Origin of the sequence: Streptomyces lomondensis (assembly GCF_014651035.1) — a bacterium.
In the GTDB taxonomy this organism is placed as follows: Bacteria; Actinomycetota; Actinomycetes; order Streptomycetales; family Streptomycetaceae; genus Streptomyces; species Streptomyces lomondensis.
In genome coordinates this window covers 44,308-63,852 of the sequence record NZ_BMWC01000009.1, presented here as the reverse complement: position 1 = coordinate 63,852, position 19,545 = coordinate 44,308, and the positions used below count along the sequence as shown (strand labels likewise).

The window sequence follows — 19,545 nt, the reverse complement described above, 5'->3', positions numbered from 1 at the left end:
GGTGGACAGGGTCGGCGACGGTCTGGATGCCGCGCTGCAGAAGGCGTTCACACGCCCGATTCCGCGCAGTGCGGGAGCGCGCATGCGGTTCCTGGTGAGGCAGTTGAGGGGCACCGGGCCGGTGGCGGAGCTGCTCGGCGTCACCCGGCGTACGGTCGAGCGGTACGTCCGGGACCAGCTCAGACACCCCCGCCCCGACCTGGCGCAGCGCCTGGAGCGCGAGGTGGTCAGGCGGTGGCAGCCCCGAGTCAGGGCCGACGCCAGGCGGACCGCCGCCACCACGGCCGGCATCGTCATCGACACACGGGCCCGGTTCGGCTACACCGCCGCCCCCGGCACCACCGACGACGCCCGCCTGCGCCACCTCACCGTGGCACTGCCCCCCGAATACGCCGCGCGCCTGTTCGAGGCGAAGGAGGCCGGCGGCAGTGAGCAGCAACTGCGGGACATCGCGGCCGAGGGCCTCCAGGAGATCTACTTCAAGGACCGTGGCCGCCGTGCGCAGGGCCTGCTGGTGGAGTTCACCGACGTCGAGCACCTCGAGTTCGACCTGTGAGGTCCGCGTCGAGGCTCCTGACGCCTGTCAGCGGGCCACGCGGTAGCGGAGGTAGACGACTCTCGCACTGAAGGGGCGGGTCTCGACGAGTTCGAGATCCACCCGGCGCTCGTGCCGGGGAAAGAACGGAATGCCACCGCCGACCAGCACCGGGTAGACCATGGTCCGGTACTCGTCGATCAGACCCGATGCGGCCGCCTCGGCGGCGAGAGTCGCGCCGCCGATCGCGATGTCGCCCTCACCCGGCTCGGCTCGCAACCGCTCGATCTCCTCCGCCACGCTGCCGGAAGCCAGGCGGGCATTGCCCTGCACCGCCGACAGCGTCGTGGAGAACACCACCTTCGGGAGCGGCTTCCACAGCGCGGCCCACTCGAGCATCGAGTCGTCGAGCGAGGGATCCTGGTCGGCGGTCTCCCAGTACAGCATCGTCTCGTACAGCCGTCGTCCCAACAGGTGGACGCCGACCTCTCGAATGTCGTCAATCCAGAAACGGAACACGTCCTCGTCGGGCGCCGTCCAGTCGAAGCCGCCGTCCGGCCCGGCGATATAGCCGTCGAGCGAGACGCTCATCGAATAGGTCACGCTGCGCATCAGAAGTCCTTCCCGGTGGGGCTGGACAGTATGACCGCCGGACACCGCAGAACTCATCGCGGCTCGCGGGCCCTGTGCGCGCATCCGTCCGCCCATCCCCTCGGCCGCGGCCGACAGCCGTGTCCCGAAGGACCTGCGTGGCAAGAACTCCTTCGGCGATCAGGTTCCGGGACACGGCTGAACGGTCTGGGGTGGCCGAGTTCAGTCAGGCCCGGTTGATGCGCGCAGCGATGCCGTGACCGATCAGCAAATAGATGACGGCCGGAAGACCATAATTGAGGACGACGCGCAGACCTTCTGTGTCCATCGTGAAAATATCCTGCGCCCATCCGGACAGCCAGTTCGCCGCTCCACGCACGAATTCGACGAAGGGATTCGCCTGGTTGGCGTCGAGCAGATAGAGCACGATCCACAGGGCCAGCAGGCCGGCCGCAACGTCGGCGATCGTGCAGATCGCCAGGGCTGTCCTCCGTGCGGCGGTCCGGCGATCCGCGGAGTGGCCGCCGGGCCCCGAGGGCTGGTCGTACGTCTGGTATCCGGAAGCCGGTCCAGTGTTGTTCACAAGAAATCCCGCCTGACGCGTCGGTTCGTCGGCCGGTCGCCCACGGCAGTGAGATTCAGCCAAGGCCGGCCCTTTCTGCCCACTACAGCGCCTCGCAATCGCCGCCGCGTTACACCCGGTCCTGTAGAAGGCAAAATAGGGCGGCTTATTCGGTCACACACCCAAAAGTGCATTCGTGAGGTACATCTCGGGCGCCGCTCGGATGCCGGGGCTCCGGATGGTCACCTCCACCGGGCGATTGCCCTGGGGCGCGTACCACGAGGTGCGCGACGCAGGTCCTGGCCGACCGCCGCACCGAGCCACTCGGGATCACCGAGCCGGTCCAGCGCCTTCGCCTCGGCGGCCTGGTCGAACGGGGCCTTCTGGGCGAGGACGTGGCAGACACAGCCGCGTCCGTCGTCAGAAGCCGGAGCGCGTTCCGCCCAGCTCGCCCAATGCATGTGCCTCGGAGGCCGAGATCGACACGGGCCGACCGCAACCCGCTGCCGAACACCCACAGTTCAAACTTCCCTGAATTCACGGCTATCTGTATTGTCGAGGCGTGCTGACGATCGCCCCGGAGGTCGAAGTGCTCGCGCGCTTCGGCCGTGCCCTCGCCGACCCCATCCGCTGCCAGCTGCTGCTGGCCCTGCGGAACGCCCCCGCCTACCCCTCCGACCTCGCCGACAAAATCGGCGTCTCACGGCCCCGGCTGTCGAACCACCTGGCCTGCCTGCGTGACTGCGGCCTGGTCGTCGCGGTCCCGGACGGCCGCCGCACCCGTTACGAACTCGCCGATCCCCGGCTCGGTCACGCGCTGGACGACCTCCGCACCGCGGTCGTCGCCGTCCAGACGGACCGGACCTGCGTGGACGCCGACGAGAAGGACTGCTGCTGAGATGACCGCGATATCGCTCGGACCGTCCCCGGCCCGCCGCGAGGCGCTGACCAAGCGAATACGGCTGCTGGTCGCCGCGACGATCACCTACAACGTGATCGAGGCGATCGTCGCCATCACCGCCGGCACACTCGCCTCTTCCACCGCCCTGATCGGCTTCGGACTCGACTCCGTCATCGAGGTCTCCTCCGCCGCGGCGGTCGCCTGGCAGTTCTCCGCGACCGACCACGACGTCCGCGAAGCCCGCGAGAAGCGCACCCTGCGGATCATCGCCGTCTCGTTCCTCGCGCTCGCCGCCTACGTCACCATCGACTCCATCCGGGCCCTGACCGGCCCCGGCCAAGCCGAGCACTCCACCCCCGGCATCGTCCTCGCGGCCCTGTCGCTGGCGATCATGCCGTTCCTGTCCGCCGCCCAGCGCAAGGCAGGACGCCAACTCGGCTCCGCCACCGCCGTGGCCGACTCCAAGCAGACCCTGCTCTGCACTTACCTCTCCGCCGTCCTCCTGGTCGGCCTCATCACCAACAGCCTCTTCGGCTGGTCCTGGGCCGACCCGGTCGCCGCCCTCGTCATCGCCGCCGTCGCCGTCAAGGAAGGCCGCGAAGCCTGGCGCGGAGACACCTGCTGCGGTCCTCTCCCCACCGCCACTCCCTCGACGCCCACCGAGGCCGATGCCCGCGACGCCAAGTCAGGCTGCGACTGCTGCTGAAACTCACCCGGCCCCCATCTCTCCTGTGCCCACGCGGCGTACTTGTGTACAGAACGCCCAGTCGGTGTCACCGACCGTCGGTAGCGTGACCACCGTGATGGTGGGAACCGAAGAAACCCGGCTGGTCGTACTACGCGGCAACAGCGCCTCGGGGAAGTCGTCCGTAGCGGCCGGCATCCGCGAGAGGTTCGGCCGCGGCCTGGCCCTGGTCGGCCAGGACAACCTCCGCCGCATCGTGCTCCGGGAACGGGACCGGCCCGGCGCCGCGAACATCGGCCTGATCGACCTGACCGCCCGCTACGCCCTGGACGCCGGATATCACGTCATCGTCGAAGGCATCCTCTACGCAGACCGCTACGGCGCCATGCTGGCCCGGCTGCGCGCGGACCACCGCGGCCCGACCCACGGCTACTACCTGGACGTGCCGTTCGACGAAACCCTCATCCGGCATGCCACCAAGCCGATCGCCGACGATGTCGACGAAAGCCAACTACGCGACTGGTACCGGCCGCGCGATCTGCTGCCCGACGGCCACGAGACCGTCATCGGCGCCGACAGCTCCCTGCACGAGACCGTCGACCGCATCATGTCCGACACCGGCCTCACCCACCTGCCCGCACTGGACCACTGACCCGGGGCAGCGCTGGGGAGAGGCCAGTGCGGATTCTGCGGATCCGTCGTCTGGCCTTCCTGATCGAGTGTCGCCAGGAGGTCACCCGGTCGGTCGCTGCACCTGTCCGCGTTGGTGCAGGAGTTCGGTTCGACTTGCTTGGTGGCCCGTGCCGGAGACGCTATCCGCGGGTACCTTATTGGCGTCTCGGACGGCGTCTTTACGCGGCGTTTGAGGAGGCTGCGCGTCGCCAGGGCACGAAGCGGTTGAAAGCGATCACGTCTGTGGGGAATGCCGGTTCGATCGCCTTCCATAGCAGCCTCGGTTTCCGGGCGCAGGTCGTCGAGGACTACAACGGCCCTGGCCACCCCATGGTGGTCTTCGGACGGCCGCTGCCTGCGCGGGGGGGGGCGATGTGGTGAGTGTCCGCGCTCATTTTCCCGGGCACGGATCGACGCCGGGCGGCTCTGCGTTGGCCGACCGGCCGGTGCTGCCGTGTACCGCTCGAAGGGCTGGATGATGCCGCATACCCGCCCGGATGCCGCTTCTGGCATGGTGCGGGTCGGTTCTCAACAGTGGTCAGATGGAAGCCTGGTCGGTCAGCGCAGGCACAGTACACGGGCGGAGGACCATGAGCGGGTCTTCCTGGGTCGCCACCATGGCAAAGGGAAACCGGTCGAGTTCGAGGCAGAGGGCGACGTCGTCAGGGTGGACTCCTTGACGCACCCCTTCCCTCAGTTCGGCGGCGGCACGCGACTCGCCGGCGCGGCGGAGGAACTCGGCCGCATCCGTGCCGGGCTCGGTGGCCCTGCGGGCGATGTACTGAGCGCATGCCAGGTCTTCATCGGCATGCCCGTCCTCGCCGGTGATGACGAAGGTGACACTGTCGCACTCACGTGTGCGCAGGAGCCGGGCCGTTGCCTCGGCCACCACGAAGCCGGCGCACAGCACCAGCGGCGCTTCCTTGACCGCGAGTGCGCCGACCGTCCCTGCCGTGGTTTTCTGCACCACGGTCCGTCCGCCAAGGTCGACAGAGCGCAGTAGCCCCGGCGAGTTGACGGTGTCGAATCCGGGCGCGGGCGGACCGTCCTTGAGGGCGACCCAGTCCGGGTGGCGCGCCTTGAGCGTCAGGGCTTCGTCGAGCGACTCGGCAAGAACGATCTTTTCCGCCCCTTGGGCGAAGGCCCATGCGGCCACCGTGAAGGCGCGCATGACGTCGACCACGACCGCCACGGGCGGGGTCTGGGACAGTTCGGTGATGCCAAGGAAACGAGCCTTCATCCAGTCATGATCGCGCATGCCCGACCCGAAGCACCCAGGCAGTGTTCGGCATCACGTCACCGGTCTCGGATTTCGGCATCTCCAACTGATCGACAGCTGTCGCGACGCATCGGTAAGCCACTGTCATGGTGCATCGTCCCGATCGCTTCGACGTGTGTCTCCTCGCCCCTGGCTGACCAGGGCGAGGAGTCCGGGAACATTCGCCGACTCGACGTGCCGTGCCGGCACCTGGAGCAGGACCACTCCACGGCGTGGGGTGCTGGGCCGTCCGGCAGGGCCAGCGGCTTCAGGCGATCGACGCAGAAATGATGGCGGAGACAGCGAGGTTGCAGGACGCCGTCACCCAGACCGCAGGATGAGGCTCTGCCTCGACCAGCGTCGCACCCAGGCGCCCCGGCGTGATCAGGTCCACCACCAGGAACGCCACGGCCATCATCACCAGCCCGAGCAGCCCGAACGCCGCAGTCGAGACCAGTCCCTTGCCGAAGTCCTCGTAGGTCGTCCAGATGGACGTGAACACGATGCCGCCGATACCGAGCAGTGCGGAGCTGAGCACCATGGCGGCGTTGCGATTGCGCTGTTCCCAGATCTGCCGGCCGAGCTTTCCAGGCGTCAGCACGTCGACCAGGATGATCCCAAGGACCAACAGGACCAGACCCAGGCCGCCGTATGCGGTGGCCCGCCCGAGTCCGTTGATGATGTCGCTCATGGGGATGCCGGCTCCGTAGCGTGAGAGATCGTGAGTGATCGCGGTCAAGGCGAGGCAAAATGTAGCGCACACGTTCCGCCCGCTGATCAGCGCCCGGCCCTTCCGTGAGTATCACCGCTCCACGACACAACCCTGGTACGCGGCAGCCGGGTTGGTGTACCGGCGGCGGAATGCCGCGTCCCGTGACCGCACCGCAGGACGCGGGCCTCGCGCACGAGGTACGGGACATGGCAACAGGAAGCAGTGGCCGGACGGAGCGAAGGCTGTGAGGCCATGGCGAAGGCCTGGGGCCCGTCCCGGGCCTTCGCCATGAAGCATGATCAGGCCCACAACACCACGGGCCCCGGGGGAGAAGTCGCCCCCCGGGGCCAGGCATGTGGCTTCGTACTGCTGGACGACAGTGCGCGTCAGGCGCCACGCGGTGGCAGGCCGCGGCTCCTGCCGCTCCTGCGGCACTTCGGCGACTTTCCGCGCGAGCTTCGCGCGCGTAGACGCTGCCGCACTCGGCCGGCCAGGGCGATGACGGCGGCGGTGGCGAGCCCGCCGAGAAACTCCGGCACCGCGGCGGTGAGGATGCTCATGCCGCGGCCGCCCGGGTGGCGGTGGCCGCAGCAGTGCGTTGTCGGTGGAGGGCCGCCAGACGCCTGAGTTTGCGCCGTACGCGTTCCCCGGCGGCCACCGGGTCGGTGGCCCCGGCGACCAGCGCGGCTTCCGCCCACGTCATCACGCCCGCCTGGCCCCGGGCCATGGCCACCGCCCGCTCGTCCGGGTGCAAGGCGCTCAGGACGGCGGCAAGCCCGGCGTCGTCCGGGCCGCATCCGGCCGGATCGCCCCGGTGTGGGGCGCGGTCGGCCACCAGGTCGTACAGCGTCAGCCCGTCGCCGAGCGGAGTGTCCAGCAGCAGCCACCGGTGCCCCAGGGTTCGGCGACGCCACAGCGGCATCAACTGCCGGTGCAGGGCTTCCGCCTCCCGCCGCAGGCCCGCCAGGGCGTCCAGCCCCAGCCGCCCCTGACCATTCAGCGGCGCGGCCCAGTCGCCCAGAAGTGCGGTCGACACCGCCTCCCGCCACCGTGCACCACGCCGGCCGAGCACCTCCAGCGTGAAGCGGTCCACCAGGTGCTCGCCTCCCTCCAATGCCGCTTGCCGGGCGCGCAGCGCGTGGGCCAGCTGGATCGTGCCACGTTCCAGCGACTTGAAGGACGGCGCTGACACCTCCGGGGCATTGGTCGGGCCGGGCATGCCGGGGAGAGCGGGGTCACTGGCGAACAGCCTCTTCGACAGCGAGCCGTCCGCCTCGACCGCGACCACGACGGGCCGATGATGGCCGCTGGCCACCGTGATGAGGCTGCGCCGGTCCATGCTTGCCGAGAAGTACTGCAGAAGCGGAGCGCCGGTGGGTATGCGCAAGGCCACCGAGGAGGTGGAGGGTTTTGCGACAGGGCGGGCGGTCACGGACCAGGCTCCTTCCGAGATCGGGATCAGCTTCCCTTCTCGGCCCCGGGACGCCGGGAATCCGGCAAAGAATCTGGATGTGACGTGCATCACGCTACGATCCCGGGCTGCGCGACCTCGCCTGCCCAGGCCGATGCGCACGCGTACGTGCCCTTGCCGCCCGGCACGCCGAGAGAACGAACACCGAGCCCGACTGTGTGCTGCCTACGGCATCTCCACGCCGGCGGCCCGCCAGGGCGACCGCACGGACATGAACTGGGCGGCATGAGCGAACCGCTCCGTCGAGCCCGCCTGTTCGCTCTGCCGCGTCCCCGCCAGCGTATGGGCGTCAGCGTCGAACAGCCCTCGCCAGCGAGTGGGCGTGGTCAGCGGACCCTGGGGTGTGCCTCAGGGTCCGGTCGGCGCGTTCGCGTCGCCTGCTGCCTGACCTCGCAGCGCTGAGGAGAAGTGCTGCGCCAGTTCCCGCTTGAACGCATCCGTGTCGCCCTCCAGGGCGACCTCGGCCAGCCTCGCGTGTTCTACGGCGATGTCGTGCAGGTCGCTGTAGGAGGGGTGGTCGACCAGGAGGTAGAGGCGCAGCTTGGTCTCCCAGCCGTTCCAGAGGCTGCGCAACGTGCCGTGTCCCGACAGGTCGTAGAACAGCCTGTGGAACTGAAGGTGCGCATCGACGCTGGCCGGGATGTCGCTCTTCTCCGTCGCGCGGTGAAGGTCCTCTATCGTCTGCGTCAGCCTGGACCGCTCGGGTCCACGGAGCGCCTCGATGGCGAGCTCTGCGGCGTAGGGCTCGACGAGCAAGCGGATCGAGGCGATCTCGGCGATCTCCTGAGCGCTGACCTCGACGACGAACGCTCCACGGAACGGGACCTTCACGACCAGGCCCTCTTCCTCGAGCCTGGTCAGTGCCTCCCGCAGCGGAGATCGGCTGATCCCGAGATCAGTCGCGATATCCCTTTCACGCAGTTGTCCACCGGGAGGCACCGTCCCGTCGAGAATCGCTCCGCGCAGCACGCGGTACACACCCTCCGGAGTCGTCGTCCGCTCCAACCCTCCGAACCTGGAGTCCATCCCGGTCACCTCTCTGGTCGGTTGTCGACCACACAGGCTACAGTCCGTCCGTGCCGCACGGATCTGTCGAACGGGACCTCGGGCCAGGCGGTGGAGGACCGTCCGGTCACGGACGCGGCAGGCCCAGGAGGACCGGCAGGTCGGCGATATCGGTGATCCGCTCGTAACCGAGCCAGGGCTCGTCGGGCTCGAAGCCCCGGTCCATGTAGACCGTGTGCTTGATGCCGAGGGCGGCGGCGGAGCGCAGGTCGTACTTCGGGCTGGCCGAGACGTGCACGATCTCGTCCGGTGCCGCCCCCAGCTTGTCCAGCATGTACTCGAACGCGCGAAGCCGGGGCTTGTAGACACCCATCTGCTCTGCGGTGATCACGACCTCGAACGGCGCCTGGAGGTTCTCCACCAGCTGCGGCGCGAACGCATCGTCGCTGTTGGTCAGGATCACCAGGGGGTACTCCTCCGCCAGCCTCCTCAGCGCCTCGGTCACTCCCGGGTACGGCGTCCAGGTGGGGATCTCCTCGTACACCGCCTGGCCGTCGCCCTCCCGGTACTCCACGCCGAACCGCGCGCAGGTGCGCACGAGTGCGTCCGTGACGATCCGGTGGAACGGCTTGTACTCGCCCATGCACTCGTCGATCCGGTACTGGTTGCCGGCCCGGGTGAAGGCGTCGGCGAGCTCCGGCGGCAGCCGGTCTCCCAGTACCCGGCGGATCGCCTCGCCGATGCGGAAGTGGATCAGGGTCCCGTTCATGTCGAACGAGACGAACTTGGGCTTGACGTCAAATGCCATGGGGTCCTCCAACGGTGTTCTGCCCCTGGGGCGTCGGCGACGCCTCGGTAATGGTCGATTGTCGACCATTTTGCTTGGTTGTCAATGGGTCGAGGGGTGGACGGTCTCTTGTCGATTGTCGACCATATGGTTATGGTCGACAACTGTCAACGGGCCCCGAACTTCCCCTCAGGCTTGCTCCCGCGTCCCGTCTCGGGGCGGCAGTGAGCCACCTTCCGACGGCGGATCTTGAGAGGGCCTGACCCACGTGCGTTCAGAGCGGCTGACAGCACTGGCAGGAGAGAGCAACGCTATGAAGTTCACGCCCTATTGGCTCGACACCGCTCCCCAGGGTCCGGACCGGTCACGGACCCAGATCGGTGGGAGTGTCGACGTGGCGATCATCGGAGCCGGCCTGACCGGCCTCTCGGCGGCACTTCACCTGGCTCGGAAGGGCGCCTCCGTACACATCTTCGAGAAGGACACCGTCGGCTTCGGCGCTTCGGGCCGCAACGGCGGCATGGCCACCACGGGAATGTCGATCGGCTTCCGCGACGCGATCTCCCGCTACGGCTTCGACACCGCCAAGGCCTATCTGATGGACTACCACGACGCGGTCGACACCCTTGAGAAGCTCGTCACGGACGAGAACATCGACTGCGACTTCGCCCGCACAGGCAAGCTGAACCTGGCGTCCAAGCCGGCCCACTTCGAGGGTCTGCGCAAGACCCACGAGATCATGTCGGGCCGGCTGGGGCTGGACACCCATCTGATCCCCAAGAGCCAACTCCACTCCGAGATCGGTTCCGACTCCTACCACGGGGCGATGGTCGAGACCAGGAGCGCGGGGCTGCACGTCGGCAAGTTCACCAAGGGGCTGGCCGAGGCCGCCGCGCGGATCGGCGTCACCATCCATGAGAAGGCGCCGGTCGAGAAGGTCAAGCGGCTGGGTGGCACGCGACATGAGCTGGTCACCCCGCGCGGCACCGTCCGCGCCGACCAGGTGCTCGTCGCGACCAGCGGCTACACCCGCCGGCCGTTCCGCTGGCAGCAGGTGCGGATCGCGCCCGTCGGCAGCTTCATCATCGTGACCGAACCGCTGGGCAAGGACGTGTGCGACCTGCTGCTGCCGAACCGGCGGATGGCATCGACGACCATGAACCTGCTGAACTACTTCCGCATCACTCCCGACCAGCGGCTGCTGTTCGGCGGCCGCGCCCGGTTCGCCATGTCCAACCAGCAGTCGGACGCGAAGAGCGGGCGCATCCTGCACAAGGCGATGACCGAGGTCTTCCCGCAGCTCACGCACGCGCGCGTCGACTACTGCTGGGGTGGTCTGGTCGACATGAGCATGGACCGGATGGTGCACGCCGGTGAGCACGACGGGCTGTTCTACTCGCTCGGCTACTCCGGCCACGGCGTCCAGATGGCGACCCACATGGGCAAGCAGATGGCCGAGTACATGAACGGCGACTCGGGCGCCAACCCCTGGAGCGACCTGCCCTTCAAGCGGATCCCCGGACACTTCGGTCCGCCGTGGTTCCTGCCCTTCGCGGGCGGCTTCTACAAGTTCAAGGACCTCATCAAGTAAGTGGGACAGAGAGGCTGAGCGGACGGGCGGTACCGACGGAACCCCCGTGGCCGTACCTCTCGCCGGAGCGCGCCCGGTCTGCGGTTGGGCACCGGCTGGGGAGCTACGGGCTACGGGCTACGCCTGCGACGCCTCCAACTACCGGCCGCAGCCACGGCCGTGGCCTTCCCCCCGGCACCGCCGACGACGTGGCCGTGGCGCTGCGGCCTGCTGTGCTCGACGATGCCGCCGGGCTGGGTGGTCGGATGCGCCGCTGCGGAGTGCGACTGTGTTGTTGCGCCAGCCACGAGTACGCCACCCTCAGCCAGTGCCCGGTTCGCCTTCGGGGACTGCTGGAGCACTCCTGCCCGTCCCCGGCTGGTGGCGTGAGCAAGGAACATGCCGGCGTAGGCGCGGAGGTCGTCGCGGACCGCATCGGTGTCCCAGCGGGCATAGCGCAGCAGGCGCTGCATCGGCCCGGGCCGGGCGTGTCCGGCCTGTTCGACCAGCTGCCGGCAGTTCTTCCGCTGAACCGTCCCGCGATCCGGGCCATGCCCTGGTCGAACACCGCCCGCCGAGGGGCAGGGTCTACTCTGTCGCCCGACGGCCATCGCACCATCTTCAGGAGTCCACACAACTCCCGATGATCACGCGGAGGTCGTTCCTGCTGCAGGCCGACAGCGTTCACTCGTCGTAATAGTCACCATCGCCGCCCTGGACACGCGCGCCCAGCACCCCAGCGACCTCCCGCATCTTCTTGAGCAGAATCTCGTCCGGGTTTCTTCACCACGACCCGACCGTCTCGCCAGTCCAACCAGGCGCCCTGGGTGTCCCGTTCGGGATGGGTGGCCATCTGCGCCAGCCACTTGTGCCGGTACTCCAACCCCGCGTCCTGGCCGGGCGGAGAAACCCGGGCCACTTGGACCATCACCAGTTCAGGATCGGCAGCGACCACCGCCTCCCACTCCTGCGTGGTGATCGGCTCACCCCCTTCCTCCCACCACGGCGTACGCCGGGTGATGTGTCTGCGCGAGGTGAGCGCGGGCGGGGCGCTCGCCCGGCTTGAGCGGACCGGGCGTGGTTGGTGGTGGGCCGGGAACGATGAGGGGCGGCGCGAGCTGCTGGCCATTCCCTTTCCGCACCCCGACTCCTATGCCGAGAGGGACGACGAACTGATGGCGCGTGAGCCACATGCTGAGGCGTTTGAGGACGACGCCGCGTATCGGACAGCTTGGCGTGCCTGGGCCGACGAGGCCGACAGGTTCGAGGACCTGAAGACGGCCGGTGCGGTCGTCATCCAGGAGCACGGCTGCGGCTTCTCCACCCTGTTGGCGCTGACCGGCTCGCTGGCCGGCACGGTGTGGTGGGACGGACGGGCTACCTGCGACCGGATCGTCCCGCTCTCCTTGGACCACGTCCCTGGCGCCCGGCCTGTCCAATTCCGGGAGTGGTTGGAACACGGTTCGTGGGCCCTGCTGCCGCCGGACTGGGGGCCACCCCTTGCACCAGACCCTGTTGTTCACCGCTAGGTTCTGTCCCTTTGGTCAGCGTCGGGTCCAGATGAGGATGCCCGTGAGTCAGCGGCGTGCAGGCGCGGTCGAGGTTCTGGGTGACGAGAGAGGAGGCCAGGCCGAATTCGGCGTCGTTGGCGACGGCGACGGCCTGGCCTCCTCGTCGAAGGTGCGGATGGTGGCATGCCACTGACGAAGATCCTGGTTCCGAGATGAGGCCAGGGGTTGCCAGGGGATCGTGGGTCAGGTGAGGGGTTCGACAGGGAGGGCGCCTTGGCCGTTGCGGTGGCCGCCGAGTTTGCGGACGGCGGCGACGAGGGCGAGTGCGATCAGGACGGCGCTGATGGCGGTGACGGTGGGGTCGACGTCGTACTGGAGGGCGTTGAAGACGAGGACCGGCAGGGTTCGGGTGTCGGGTGTGGACAGGAACTGGGCGATGAAGAACTCGTCGAAGCTGGTGATGAAGGAGAACACTGCGGCGGCGATGAGGCCAGGGGTTGCCAGGGGCAAGGTGATGCGCCGGGCGTCGCACCACCGCGTGGAGCGCGACGTCCCTACGTCACCTCTCCTGCAGCATGCGCTCGATCATGTGGTCGATCGGTCATGCTGCCGTCGGTGGTCGCCCGAGTCGGAAGGTGAGGCGCAGGACAGGCCGTTCAGCCCGATGCTGACGTGATGTTCGGCAAGGGTGTTCAGAAGGCGGTGTACCCGCCGTCGACGGGGAGGACCGCTCCCGTGACGTACGACGACTCCGACGATGCGAAGAAGAGGACCGCGTCGGCCACCTCTTCGGGGGTGGCGAGGCGTTGGAGCGGAATCTGGGTCTCGCGCTCGCGGCGGTAGGCCTCGGGGTCGGGGCTGCGCTGGATCGCCGCTTCGATGATCGGGGTGGCGGTCAGACCCGGGGCGACGACGTTGACGCGGATGTTGCGGGGGGCCCATTCGATCGCCGCGCCCTTGGCGAGCATGATGAGGCCTCCCTTGGCGGCGGAATACAGGACTTCCCCGGGCTTGCCGACCATGCCGAGCCGTGAACTGACGCAGACGAACGAGCCTCCTTCGCGGGGCATCAGCGGCGCGAAGTGCTTCATCACGAGGAACGCGCTGAGCAGGTTGCTGTCGAGCACGCTCTTCGCGTCGTCGTACGGCATCTCGGTGAGCGGGCTGCTGGCCTGCAGGCCGTGGTTGAGGACGACGACGTCGACGGTGCCGAGGGACTCGGCGGCCTGGTTGGCCAGGGCCTCGACGAACGCCTCGTCATTGAGGTCTCCCGGGACGTACAGGTCGTCGGGCTGGACGGTGGGGAGTCGCTCCTTGCGGCCGGTGAGCAGCAGTCGCGCGCCCTCGCGGCGGAAGTGGGAACTCACTGCCTCTCCGATGCCACTGCTGGCACCGGTCACCATGGCCGCGACGTTCTTGAGTCTCATGTCAGGCACTCCTCTACAAAGATGGGGCGGTCGGGTCGCGGGCTCGGAGACGAGGGTCTCGTCCCGGGGCTCGTCAGCTGAGGAATCCGCGGGCGTCGACCGGCCACCGCCGCAGCGACGTGCCCGCGCTGTCGGTGACGATCAGCTCCTCGAAATTGACGACGACCGGGCAGACGTGGTTCGGCACCACCGGCACCACGGTGCCGACCCTGGGACGGAACCCGCCCGCGGGCAGCGCGAGGAATCCGTGGTACTCGTTGAGCTTGGACAGGACGGCCTTCGTGCCGGCGACCCGGCCGTAGCCGCGCTCGACGCTGCCTTCGCGGCTGAGGGCCTTGGTGCCCGTATCGAGGATGACCTGGTCGGGCACCCAGTCGCTGACCACGGTGGCAGCGACGAACAACGCGATCTGATCGTCCGTGCAGGCGCCGAGGCGGGCGTTGTTCAGGTCGCCGAAGACGTACTCGCCGGGACGTATCTCGGTGATCACGCTGCTGGTGGAGAACTCGACGGTAGGAGTGGAGCCGGCGCTGACCACCTCCGCGGTGATCCCGACGCCGCCGAGGCTGCGTACCGCGGTGGTGAGCGCGGCGTCCTGGTCCTGCGCGGCGCGCTCGCGAGCGTCCGGGCCGGAGCTGCCGTGACCTGGATAGGTGAAGACGCCCACCGGGACCAGGCCGCGCTTGCGTGCGGCGAGCGCGAGGTCGCCCGCGGCCTCGGGCGGCGCCCCGGAACGACGGGCACCACAGTCGACCTCGACCACGACCCGCAGCCGGTCCGGTTCGTCTCCCATCGCGTCGGCGAGGGCCTCGATCGCCGCGACGTTGTCGACGCCGACCCGCAGCCGGACGGACCCGGCGAGCCGGCGGATCCGGGCCCCCTTCGTTCCCGCGGGCCAGACCGGGTAGGCGAGGAAGATGTCGTCGAATCCGGCCCCGGCGAAGACCTCGGCCTCACCGACATTGCCCGCGGTGATCCCGACCGCCCCGGCCTCGATCTGCCGTCGGCCGATCTCCACACACTTGTGGGTCTTGACGTGAGGCCTGACATCGAGGTGGCGCTGGGCGGCGAAGCCCTGCATGCGGTCGATGTTGTCCTGCATGACGTCGACCAGCACGATCGGCGCGGGGGTGTCGACCCGCTCGACCAGAGCGTCGAGTGCTCGCTGGAGCCGGTTCACGCTGCACTCCTCTTGCTTGTGTCCGGAATGAACGAGGGGAGCGGATGCCGACTCCCTCGAATACCGAATGTGCGTGGCCCGCACCATCAGGCGCGCTCGCGCCGCTCCGCCGTCGTGCCCGCCCCTACACCGCGGTGCAGACCATCTGGATCTCGACCGGACTGTTGAGCGGTAGCCCCGCGACACCGATCGCGGTGCGAGCGTGCCGTCCGTTCTCGCCCAGCACCTCGATGAGCAGTTCACTGGCCGCGTCGGCGACCCGCGACTGCAGACCGAAGTCCGGCGTACTGGCCACGCAGACCAGCATCTGCACGATCCGGACCCGGTCCAGGTCTCCCACCGCCTGCACAGCGGCGGCGAGCGCGTTGAGTACGGCATGGCGCGCGAGCTCCCGCGCCGTCTCCAGCTCGACGTCCCGGCCGACAACCCCCTGACCCAGCAGCTCACCGTCCTGGTAAGGCAGTTGGCCCGAGATGTGGATGCTGGAGCCCACCGTCCGGTGGTCCACGTAGTACCGGTTACTGCCGAGGCTGGGAAGGTCCAGGCCGAGGGCATGGAGCCGATCCCTGGCCGAGCCGGTCTCAGGGGCCGAGATCGCAGGCCGGCTCACCGCGCCACCGCCGTAACCGGCGCGGGGCACGAGTCGCCGGAGTCGGCCCCGAGAACCCACTTCGTATGTATCTCGATCATCTGTGCCCGGTTCTCCTTCAACATTGTCCTTTGTCGACCATTTGACGGCCGTCACTACTGCCGCGTGGTGGCTCAAGATAGTCCCCACATTGTCGTTTGTCGACCATCTGGGCGGCGGTCCTCTGCCAAGCTGTTCCAGCGGCTGGTCCGGCCGGGTAGGGGACTGGTGCAGGTGTTTTCGCGTGAGCGTCGCCGCCCCGCACCGGACACCCAGAATCCTGGGACCGGCGGTGCGGCGCCCGTGGCCCGGTCGCGGAGCGGGGACGTACCGGGCCACGGGAGTCTCGGATCAGTAGCCGTAGATCATCTTGTAGGCGACCTCGGGGAGGAACTGCCCGGCCGAGGAGCCCGCTCCTACGCCGCAGTTGCCGTCGGACTCGCCCGGTGTCTTGATCCACAAGAGCATCTCGGCGCCTCCGCCCAGCTGCGTGGGCGTGCCGATACGACGGCCTGCGGGGTTGCACCACTGACCGTTGGAGCCGTTGCCATTGCGGCTGGTGTCCACGACGAACGGCTTGGAGTAGCCGTAGCGGGCGCCCAGCTCCCTGTTGACGGTGTTGCCGTAGGCGGTGTTCTCGGCGGTGGTGAGGTAGTTGGAGACGTTGAGTGAGAAGCCGTGAGCCTGCCGGAGGCCTGCTTCGTGGAGGCGCCGGGCCATGGTCGCCGCGTCCGCCCAGGCCGGGTTGCCGGCGTCGAGGTACACCCAGGTGTTGGGGGCCTGGCGGTTGAACTCGGCGAGTGCGCCGGTGAGCATGCCCTCGCGTTCGTCGATCTGGGCCTGGGTCATGCAGCCGTAGTCCCCGAGGGAGTCCGGTTCGAGGATGACGACGGCCGGGCGGTTGGCGATCCCGCCGGCGAACTGGGCGATCCAGCTCTTGTAGGCGGACGGTGAGGCGGCGCCGCCCGCGGAGTGCCCGCCGCAGTAGTCGCGGTTGTAGATGTTGTAGGCGACGAGGAGGGGTAATTTGTCGACGCGGTCCGCAGCTCCCACGTACGCCCCCGCGGCGGTGCCGATGGCGCCGCTCCAGGAGCCGAACCAGCGGGCCATCGGGGTGTTGGCGATGGAGGCGTTGATGGCGGCGGCTCGGCCGTCGCCGTGGTTGGCGGCCACCCACCTCTTCGGACTGGAGTCCGGGTCCACGTAGAACCCGTTGGTCATGGTCGTCGGGTCGGCCGCGTGCGCGGACGGTGCGACGGCGAGCGCCAGCGGCAGAGCGAGGAGTGCTGCGGCCAAGGCGCGGAGTCTGTGGCGCATGACGGAACCTCAACTTCCTGGCAGGGGAGTGTCGCACGCTCTGGTCCCGAGCCTGCGACCTGAGAGGGAGCGGTGATACGACCTGATCTGGGAGCGCTCCCACTGGAAGCGTTCCCAACAGCACCGGAGAATCGTTGGGGTGTGCTCGGTATGGTCTGGCGGGGTAGGTGAACTGTCAAGGGGCGATGCGCGACCCGATTTGCATGGCGAGAACCAGCCTCCGGGGAGCCGGAACTGGAAGCGCTCCCAGTCGGTGGGCGCCTAGGACCCTCGGCCTGCCCTGCCACGTCCCCCAGGCGGAGTGGCAGCGCCTTGGGCCGGGGTGAGACGCTTCCCGTCCGGTCGTGAGGGAAAGGCTCGTGGTTGATGACAGAAGGTGCGCCGCGTCGGCACCCGACGCTCGACGAGGTGGCCGAACGCGCCGGTGTCTCCCGATCGGTGGCCTCCCGCGCCCTCAACAACGCTCCGCATGTCAGCCGTGCCAAGCGGGAGGCCGTCGAACGGGCTGTCCGGCAGCTCGGTTATGTGCCGAATCCGACCGCCCGTGCTCTGGCCACGCGTCAGACGGGAGCGGCCGCCCTGGTCATCTCGGGAGAGGATCCGTCGATCTTCGCGGATCCGTTCTACGCCCAGGTGATCGTGGGGGCGTCGGCCGCTTTGGAGGAGGCCGATCTGCATCTGATGCTGTGCCTGGCCGCTTCCGACCGGGGCCGCAAGCGGGTGGAGGAGCTCTTCCGGTCCAAGGGTGCCGACGGCGTCATGCTGATGGGGCTGCGCGAGGACGATCCGCTGACCGGTGTGGCGGAGGAGGCGGAGATGCCTGTCGTGTTCGGAGGGCGCCCGGTCGGTTCGGCTCCCCGGTGGTACGTGGATGTCGACAACGTCGGCGGAGCGCGCGAGGCCACCGAGTACCTGGTGTCGCTCGGCCGGACTCGCGTGGCTGTGATCTGCGGGCGTCTGGACACCGAGGCCGGGCGCGCTCGGTACCGCGGCTACCGGGACGCCCTGCTGGCGGCCGGCCTCGATCCGCTGCCGCCGCAGGAGGGGGACTTCACCGAGCCCAGCGGATCCGCCGCCATGGCCGTACTGCTGGCGAACCATCCCGACCTGGACGGGGTGTTCGCCGCCAACGACAACATGGCGGCGGGGGCGCTGCGCACGTTGCGTGAGGCAGGCCGGGCGGTCCCCGCCGACGTCGCCGTGGTGGGCTTCGACGACCTGACCGTTGCCCGGGTCGCCGATCCGCCCCTCACCACCGTCCATCAGCCCATAACGGCTCTCGGACGGGAGATGGCGCGCATGCTCGTCACGCTCATCAACGGACAGGACCCCACCCCGTTGATCCTGCCCACCCGACTGGTCACCCGCTCAAGCGCCTGACGGGCCTCCCCTTCTTCGTACCGCGGTACGAAGAAGGGGAGGCCCCGTGCGGCGGGGGCGAACGGCCAACCCTCCTGTATCTCCGTGTGGACCGGTCAGCCTTGCGTTGCGCCCCGCCTCCCGCCAAAGCCGCAGGGCGACGCCGCTTCCGGGGCCTGTGGCACGGCCCCGCTCCGGCCGTCGGCATCCACGACCGGATCCCGGCGGCCGGGACCCCTACGATTCTCTAGGGCCTCGCATGACTGACCTGCCCGTGCGCGTCCTGTTCGGCGCCGCCTACTACTACGAGTACCAGCCGTACGAGCGGCTCGAGACCGACCTCGATCTCATGGCGGAGGCGAAGTTCACCGTCATCCGCGTCGGCGAGTCGGTCTGGTCCACCTGGTCCACCTGGTCCACCTGGGAACCGGAGAACGGCCGGTTCGAACTCGACTGGCTGCAACCTGTCCTCGACGGCGCCCACGAGCGCGGCATCTCCGTCGTCCTCGGAACTCCCACCTACGCGGTGCCGCCGTGGCTGGCCCGGCAGTACCGGAGATCGCCGCCGAGGACGCCAGCGGGCGCCTCGCCGCGTGGGGTGGCCGGCAAGAGGTCGACATCACGCACCCGGCCTTCCGTTTCCACGCGGAGCTGGTGATCCGCGCGATCACGGCCCGCTACGCCGCCCACCCGGCGGTCATCGGCTTCCAGGTCGACAACGAGCCCGGCCCGCGACTGCCGCACAACCACGGCGTCTTCCAGCGGTTCGTCGACGACCTGCGGCAGCGGTACGGCGATGTGGAGACTCTCAACCGCGCATGGGGGCTGGGGTACTGGTCGCACCGGCTGTCCGCCTGGGCTGACCTGTGGACCCCGGAGGGCAACGCGCAGCCGCAGTACGACCTGGCCTGGCAGGCGTTCCAGGCGCGCCAGACCACCGAGTTCATCGCCTGGCAGGCCGGCATCGTGCGCGGGTACGCGAGGCCGGGCCAGTTCGTCACCACGTGCCTGGCCTACTGGTCTCCCGGCCTGGAGGACGACGAACTCACCGACAGCCTGGACGTCACCGCGGGCAACGCGTACTACGACAGCCCGGCGTCGGTCTGATGGGCGAGCAGGCGTGGCGTGAGTCGGGCTTCGGTGCCCCCGCCGATCAAGAGGAGTTTCAGCGCCAGGTCTCCCGCCTGGAACAGGCGAACACCGGGCTGTTGGCGCAGATGGAGGAGAGTGACGCGGACCGCCAGGGTCTGGCCGGCCCCGTCGTCCGGCTTCCGGCCGAGGCAGCCTGGCCGCGCAAGGCGCGCTCCGGCAGGCGCTGCCCGCTTCGACCACCGTCCCGAGGAGACCGACGCGGCCGTGACCGATCTTGCGCAG

19 protein-coding genes and 4 pseudogenes are annotated in these 19,545 nt (G+C 68.9%); 9 read left to right on the top strand and 14 right to left on the bottom strand.

The genetic code is table 11. From position 1 onward, the window contains the following. Window position 1 precedes the first annotated feature (1 nt). Window positions 2–556 carry a telomere-protecting terminal protein Tpg gene (gene tpg, locus IE255_RS27275; protein WP_190053024.1) on the top strand — a complete coding sequence of 185 codons (555 nt, stop codon included), beginning with the start codon at window positions 2–4 and terminating at the stop codon, window positions 554–556. Between the two features lie 27 nt (window positions 557–583). Here the strand turns inward: tpg and IE255_RS27270 are convergent, their stop codons facing one another. Beyond that, window positions 584–1,147 carry a dihydrofolate reductase family protein gene (locus IE255_RS27270; RefSeq protein WP_190053023.1) on the bottom strand — a complete coding sequence of 188 codons (564 nt, stop codon included), beginning with the start codon at window positions 1,145–1,147 and terminating at the stop codon, window positions 584–586. A gap of 205 nt (window positions 1,148–1,352) precedes the next feature. Next, window positions 1,353–1,709: a hypothetical protein gene (locus IE255_RS27265; RefSeq protein WP_190053022.1), complete on the bottom strand. Its 357-nt coding sequence runs from the start codon at window positions 1,707–1,709 to the stop codon at window positions 1,353–1,355. A 541-nt stretch (window positions 1,710–2,250) separates the two neighbouring features. Between IE255_RS27265 and IE255_RS27260 the strand changes: the two genes are divergently transcribed. From IE255_RS27260 to IE255_RS39455, 4 genes and pseudogenes are all read left to right on the top strand, one after another. Continuing rightward, window positions 2,251–2,586, top strand: coding sequence for an ArsR/SmtB family transcription factor (locus tag IE255_RS27260; protein WP_190053021.1), 336 nt, complete (start codon window positions 2,251–2,253; stop codon window positions 2,584–2,586). 1 nt (window position 2,587) lies between these two features. Then, window positions 2,588–3,295: a cation efflux transmembrane domain-containing protein gene (locus IE255_RS27255; RefSeq protein WP_190053020.1), complete on the top strand. Its 708-nt coding sequence runs from the start codon at window positions 2,588–2,590 to the stop codon at window positions 3,293–3,295. 97 nt (window positions 3,296–3,392) lie between these two features. Next, entirely contained in the window at window positions 3,393–3,926 is a 534-nt protein-coding gene (locus IE255_RS27250) for a P-loop NTPase family protein (protein WP_190053266.1), read from the top strand. Between the two features lie 90 nt (window positions 3,927–4,016). Next, window positions 4,017–4,327: pseudogene (locus IE255_RS39455) on the top strand (GNAT family N-acetyltransferase); the annotation flags it as partial. A 157-nt stretch (window positions 4,328–4,484) separates the two neighbouring features. Here the strand turns inward: IE255_RS39455 and IE255_RS27245 are convergent. From IE255_RS27245 to IE255_RS27225, 6 genes and pseudogenes are all read right to left on the bottom strand, one after another. Further along, the gene (locus IE255_RS27245) at window positions 4,485–5,186 is read right to left on the bottom strand and encodes a 2-phosphosulfolactate phosphatase (protein ID WP_190053265.1); all 702 of its coding nucleotides are present in this window, start codon (window positions 5,184–5,186) and stop codon (window positions 4,485–4,487) included. 95 nt (window positions 5,187–5,281) lie between these two features. Beyond that, window positions 5,282–5,429: pseudogene (locus IE255_RS39450) on the bottom strand (serine hydrolase); the annotation flags it as partial. 43 nt (window positions 5,430–5,472) lie between these two features. Beyond that, window positions 5,473–5,895 carry a DUF350 domain-containing protein gene (locus IE255_RS27240; protein WP_190053019.1) on the bottom strand — a complete coding sequence of 141 codons (423 nt, stop codon included), beginning with the start codon at window positions 5,893–5,895 and terminating at the stop codon, window positions 5,473–5,475. A gap of 577 nt (window positions 5,896–6,472) precedes the next feature. Continuing rightward, window positions 6,473–7,348 (bottom strand): hypothetical protein, encoded by an 876-nt coding sequence (locus tag IE255_RS27235; RefSeq protein ID WP_190053018.1) that lies wholly within the window; start codon window positions 7,346–7,348, stop codon window positions 6,473–6,475. Between the two features lie 387 nt (window positions 7,349–7,735). After that, window positions 7,736–8,413, bottom strand: coding sequence for a GntR family transcriptional regulator (locus tag IE255_RS27230; RefSeq protein ID WP_190053017.1), 678 nt, complete (start codon window positions 8,411–8,413; stop codon window positions 7,736–7,738). Between the two features lie 106 nt (window positions 8,414–8,519). After that, window positions 8,520–9,200: a haloacid dehalogenase type II gene (locus IE255_RS27225; protein ID WP_190053016.1), complete on the bottom strand. Its 681-nt coding sequence runs from the start codon at window positions 9,198–9,200 to the stop codon at window positions 8,520–8,522. A 292-nt stretch (window positions 9,201–9,492) separates the two neighbouring features. Here IE255_RS27225 and IE255_RS27220 point away from each other — a divergent pair, with 292 nt between their 5' ends. Continuing rightward, complete coding sequence (locus tag IE255_RS27220) at window positions 9,493–10,770, top strand: NAD(P)/FAD-dependent oxidoreductase (protein WP_190053015.1); 1,278 nt, start codon at window positions 9,493–9,495, stop codon at window positions 10,768–10,770. A gap of 386 nt (window positions 10,771–11,156) precedes the next feature. On the opposite strand, the pseudogene IE255_RS40595 reads toward IE255_RS27220, so the two are convergent. After that, window positions 11,157–11,282: pseudogene (locus IE255_RS40595) on the bottom strand (IS701 family transposase); the annotation flags it as partial. A gap of 438 nt (window positions 11,283–11,720) precedes the next feature. On the opposite strand from IE255_RS40595, the gene IE255_RS27215 reads away from it, so the two are divergent. Next, complete coding sequence (locus tag IE255_RS27215; RefSeq protein WP_229906616.1) at window positions 11,721–12,278, top strand: SMI1/KNR4 family protein; 558 nt, start codon at window positions 11,721–11,723, stop codon at window positions 12,276–12,278. Window positions 12,279–12,503: 225 nt separating this feature from the next. Here IE255_RS27215 and IE255_RS27210 read toward each other — a convergent pair whose 3' ends face one another. The 5 genes from IE255_RS27210 to IE255_RS27190 all read right to left on the bottom strand — a co-directional run bounded on the left by IE255_RS27210 (window position 12,504) and on the right by IE255_RS27190 (window position 16,812). Next, the gene (locus IE255_RS27210; RefSeq protein ID WP_372487631.1) at window positions 12,504–12,734 is read right to left on the bottom strand and encodes an ABC transporter permease subunit; all 231 of its coding nucleotides are present in this window, start codon (window positions 12,732–12,734) and stop codon (window positions 12,504–12,506) included. 218 nt (window positions 12,735–12,952) lie between these two features. After that, entirely contained in the window at window positions 12,953–13,687 is a 735-nt protein-coding gene (locus IE255_RS27205; RefSeq protein ID WP_190053014.1) for an SDR family NAD(P)-dependent oxidoreductase, read from the bottom strand. Window positions 13,688–13,760: 73 nt separating this feature from the next. Continuing rightward, window positions 13,761–14,867, bottom strand: a complete 1,107-nt coding sequence (locus IE255_RS27200; RefSeq protein ID WP_190053013.1) for an alanine racemase — start codon at window positions 14,865–14,867, stop codon at window positions 13,761–13,763. A gap of 124 nt (window positions 14,868–14,991) precedes the next feature. After that, window positions 14,992–15,477, bottom strand: coding sequence for a RidA family protein (locus IE255_RS27195; RefSeq protein WP_234560161.1), 486 nt, complete (start codon window positions 15,475–15,477; stop codon window positions 14,992–14,994). Between the two features lie 369 nt (window positions 15,478–15,846). Next, window positions 15,847–16,812 carry a glycoside hydrolase family 6 protein gene (locus IE255_RS27190; RefSeq protein WP_190053012.1) on the bottom strand — a complete coding sequence of 322 codons (966 nt, stop codon included), beginning with the start codon at window positions 16,810–16,812 and terminating at the stop codon, window positions 15,847–15,849. 366 nt (window positions 16,813–17,178) lie between these two features. Here IE255_RS27190 and IE255_RS27185 point away from each other — a divergent pair, with 366 nt between their 5' ends. Together IE255_RS27185 and IE255_RS27180 are read left to right on the top strand one after the other, a co-directional pair. Further along, window positions 17,179–18,192 (top strand): LacI family DNA-binding transcriptional regulator, encoded by a 1,014-nt coding sequence (locus IE255_RS27185; protein ID WP_190053011.1) that lies wholly within the window; start codon window positions 17,179–17,181, stop codon window positions 18,190–18,192. Between the two features lie 238 nt (window positions 18,193–18,430). Further along, a pseudogene (locus IE255_RS27180) lies at window positions 18,431–19,278 on the top strand (beta-galactosidase). The last annotated feature ends 267 nt before the right edge of the window (window positions 19,279–19,545 follow it).

Bases quoted from the DNA above. Each gene is read 5' to 3' on its own strand.
- IE255_RS27270 (WP_190053023.1), bottom strand. From the start codon at position 1,147: ATGCGCAGCGTGACCTATTCGATGAGCGTCTCGCTCGACGGCTATATC.
- IE255_RS27255 (WP_190053020.1), top strand. From the start codon at position 2,588: ATGACCGCGATATCGCTCGGACCGTCCCCGGCCCGCCGCGAGGCGCTG.
- IE255_RS27250 (WP_190053266.1), top strand. From the start codon at position 3,393: ATGGTGGGAACCGAAGAAACCCGGCTGGTCGTACTACGCGGCAACAGC.
- IE255_RS27245 (WP_190053265.1), bottom strand. From the start codon at position 5,186: ATGAAGGCTCGTTTCCTTGGCATCACCGAACTGTCCCAGACCCCGCCC.
- IE255_RS27240 (WP_190053019.1), bottom strand. From the start codon at position 5,895: ATGAGCGACATCATCAACGGACTCGGGCGGGCCACCGCATACGGCGGC.
- IE255_RS27230 (WP_190053017.1), bottom strand. From the start codon at position 8,413: ATGGACTCCAGGTTCGGAGGGTTGGAGCGGACGACGACTCCGGAGGGT.
- IE255_RS27225 (WP_190053016.1), bottom strand. From the start codon at position 9,200: ATGGCATTTGACGTCAAGCCCAAGTTCGTCTCGTTCGACATGAACGGG.
- IE255_RS27220 (WP_190053015.1), top strand. From the start codon at position 9,493: ATGAAGTTCACGCCCTATTGGCTCGACACCGCTCCCCAGGGTCCGGAC.
- IE255_RS27205 (WP_190053014.1), bottom strand. From the start codon at position 13,687: ATGAGACTCAAGAACGTCGCGGCCATGGTGACCGGTGCCAGCAGTGGC.
- IE255_RS27190 (WP_190053012.1), bottom strand. From the start codon at position 16,812: ATGCGCCACAGACTCCGCGCCTTGGCCGCAGCACTCCTCGCTCTGCCG.
- IE255_RS27185 (WP_190053011.1), top strand. From the start codon at position 17,179: ATGACAGAAGGTGCGCCGCGTCGGCACCCGACGCTCGACGAGGTGGCC.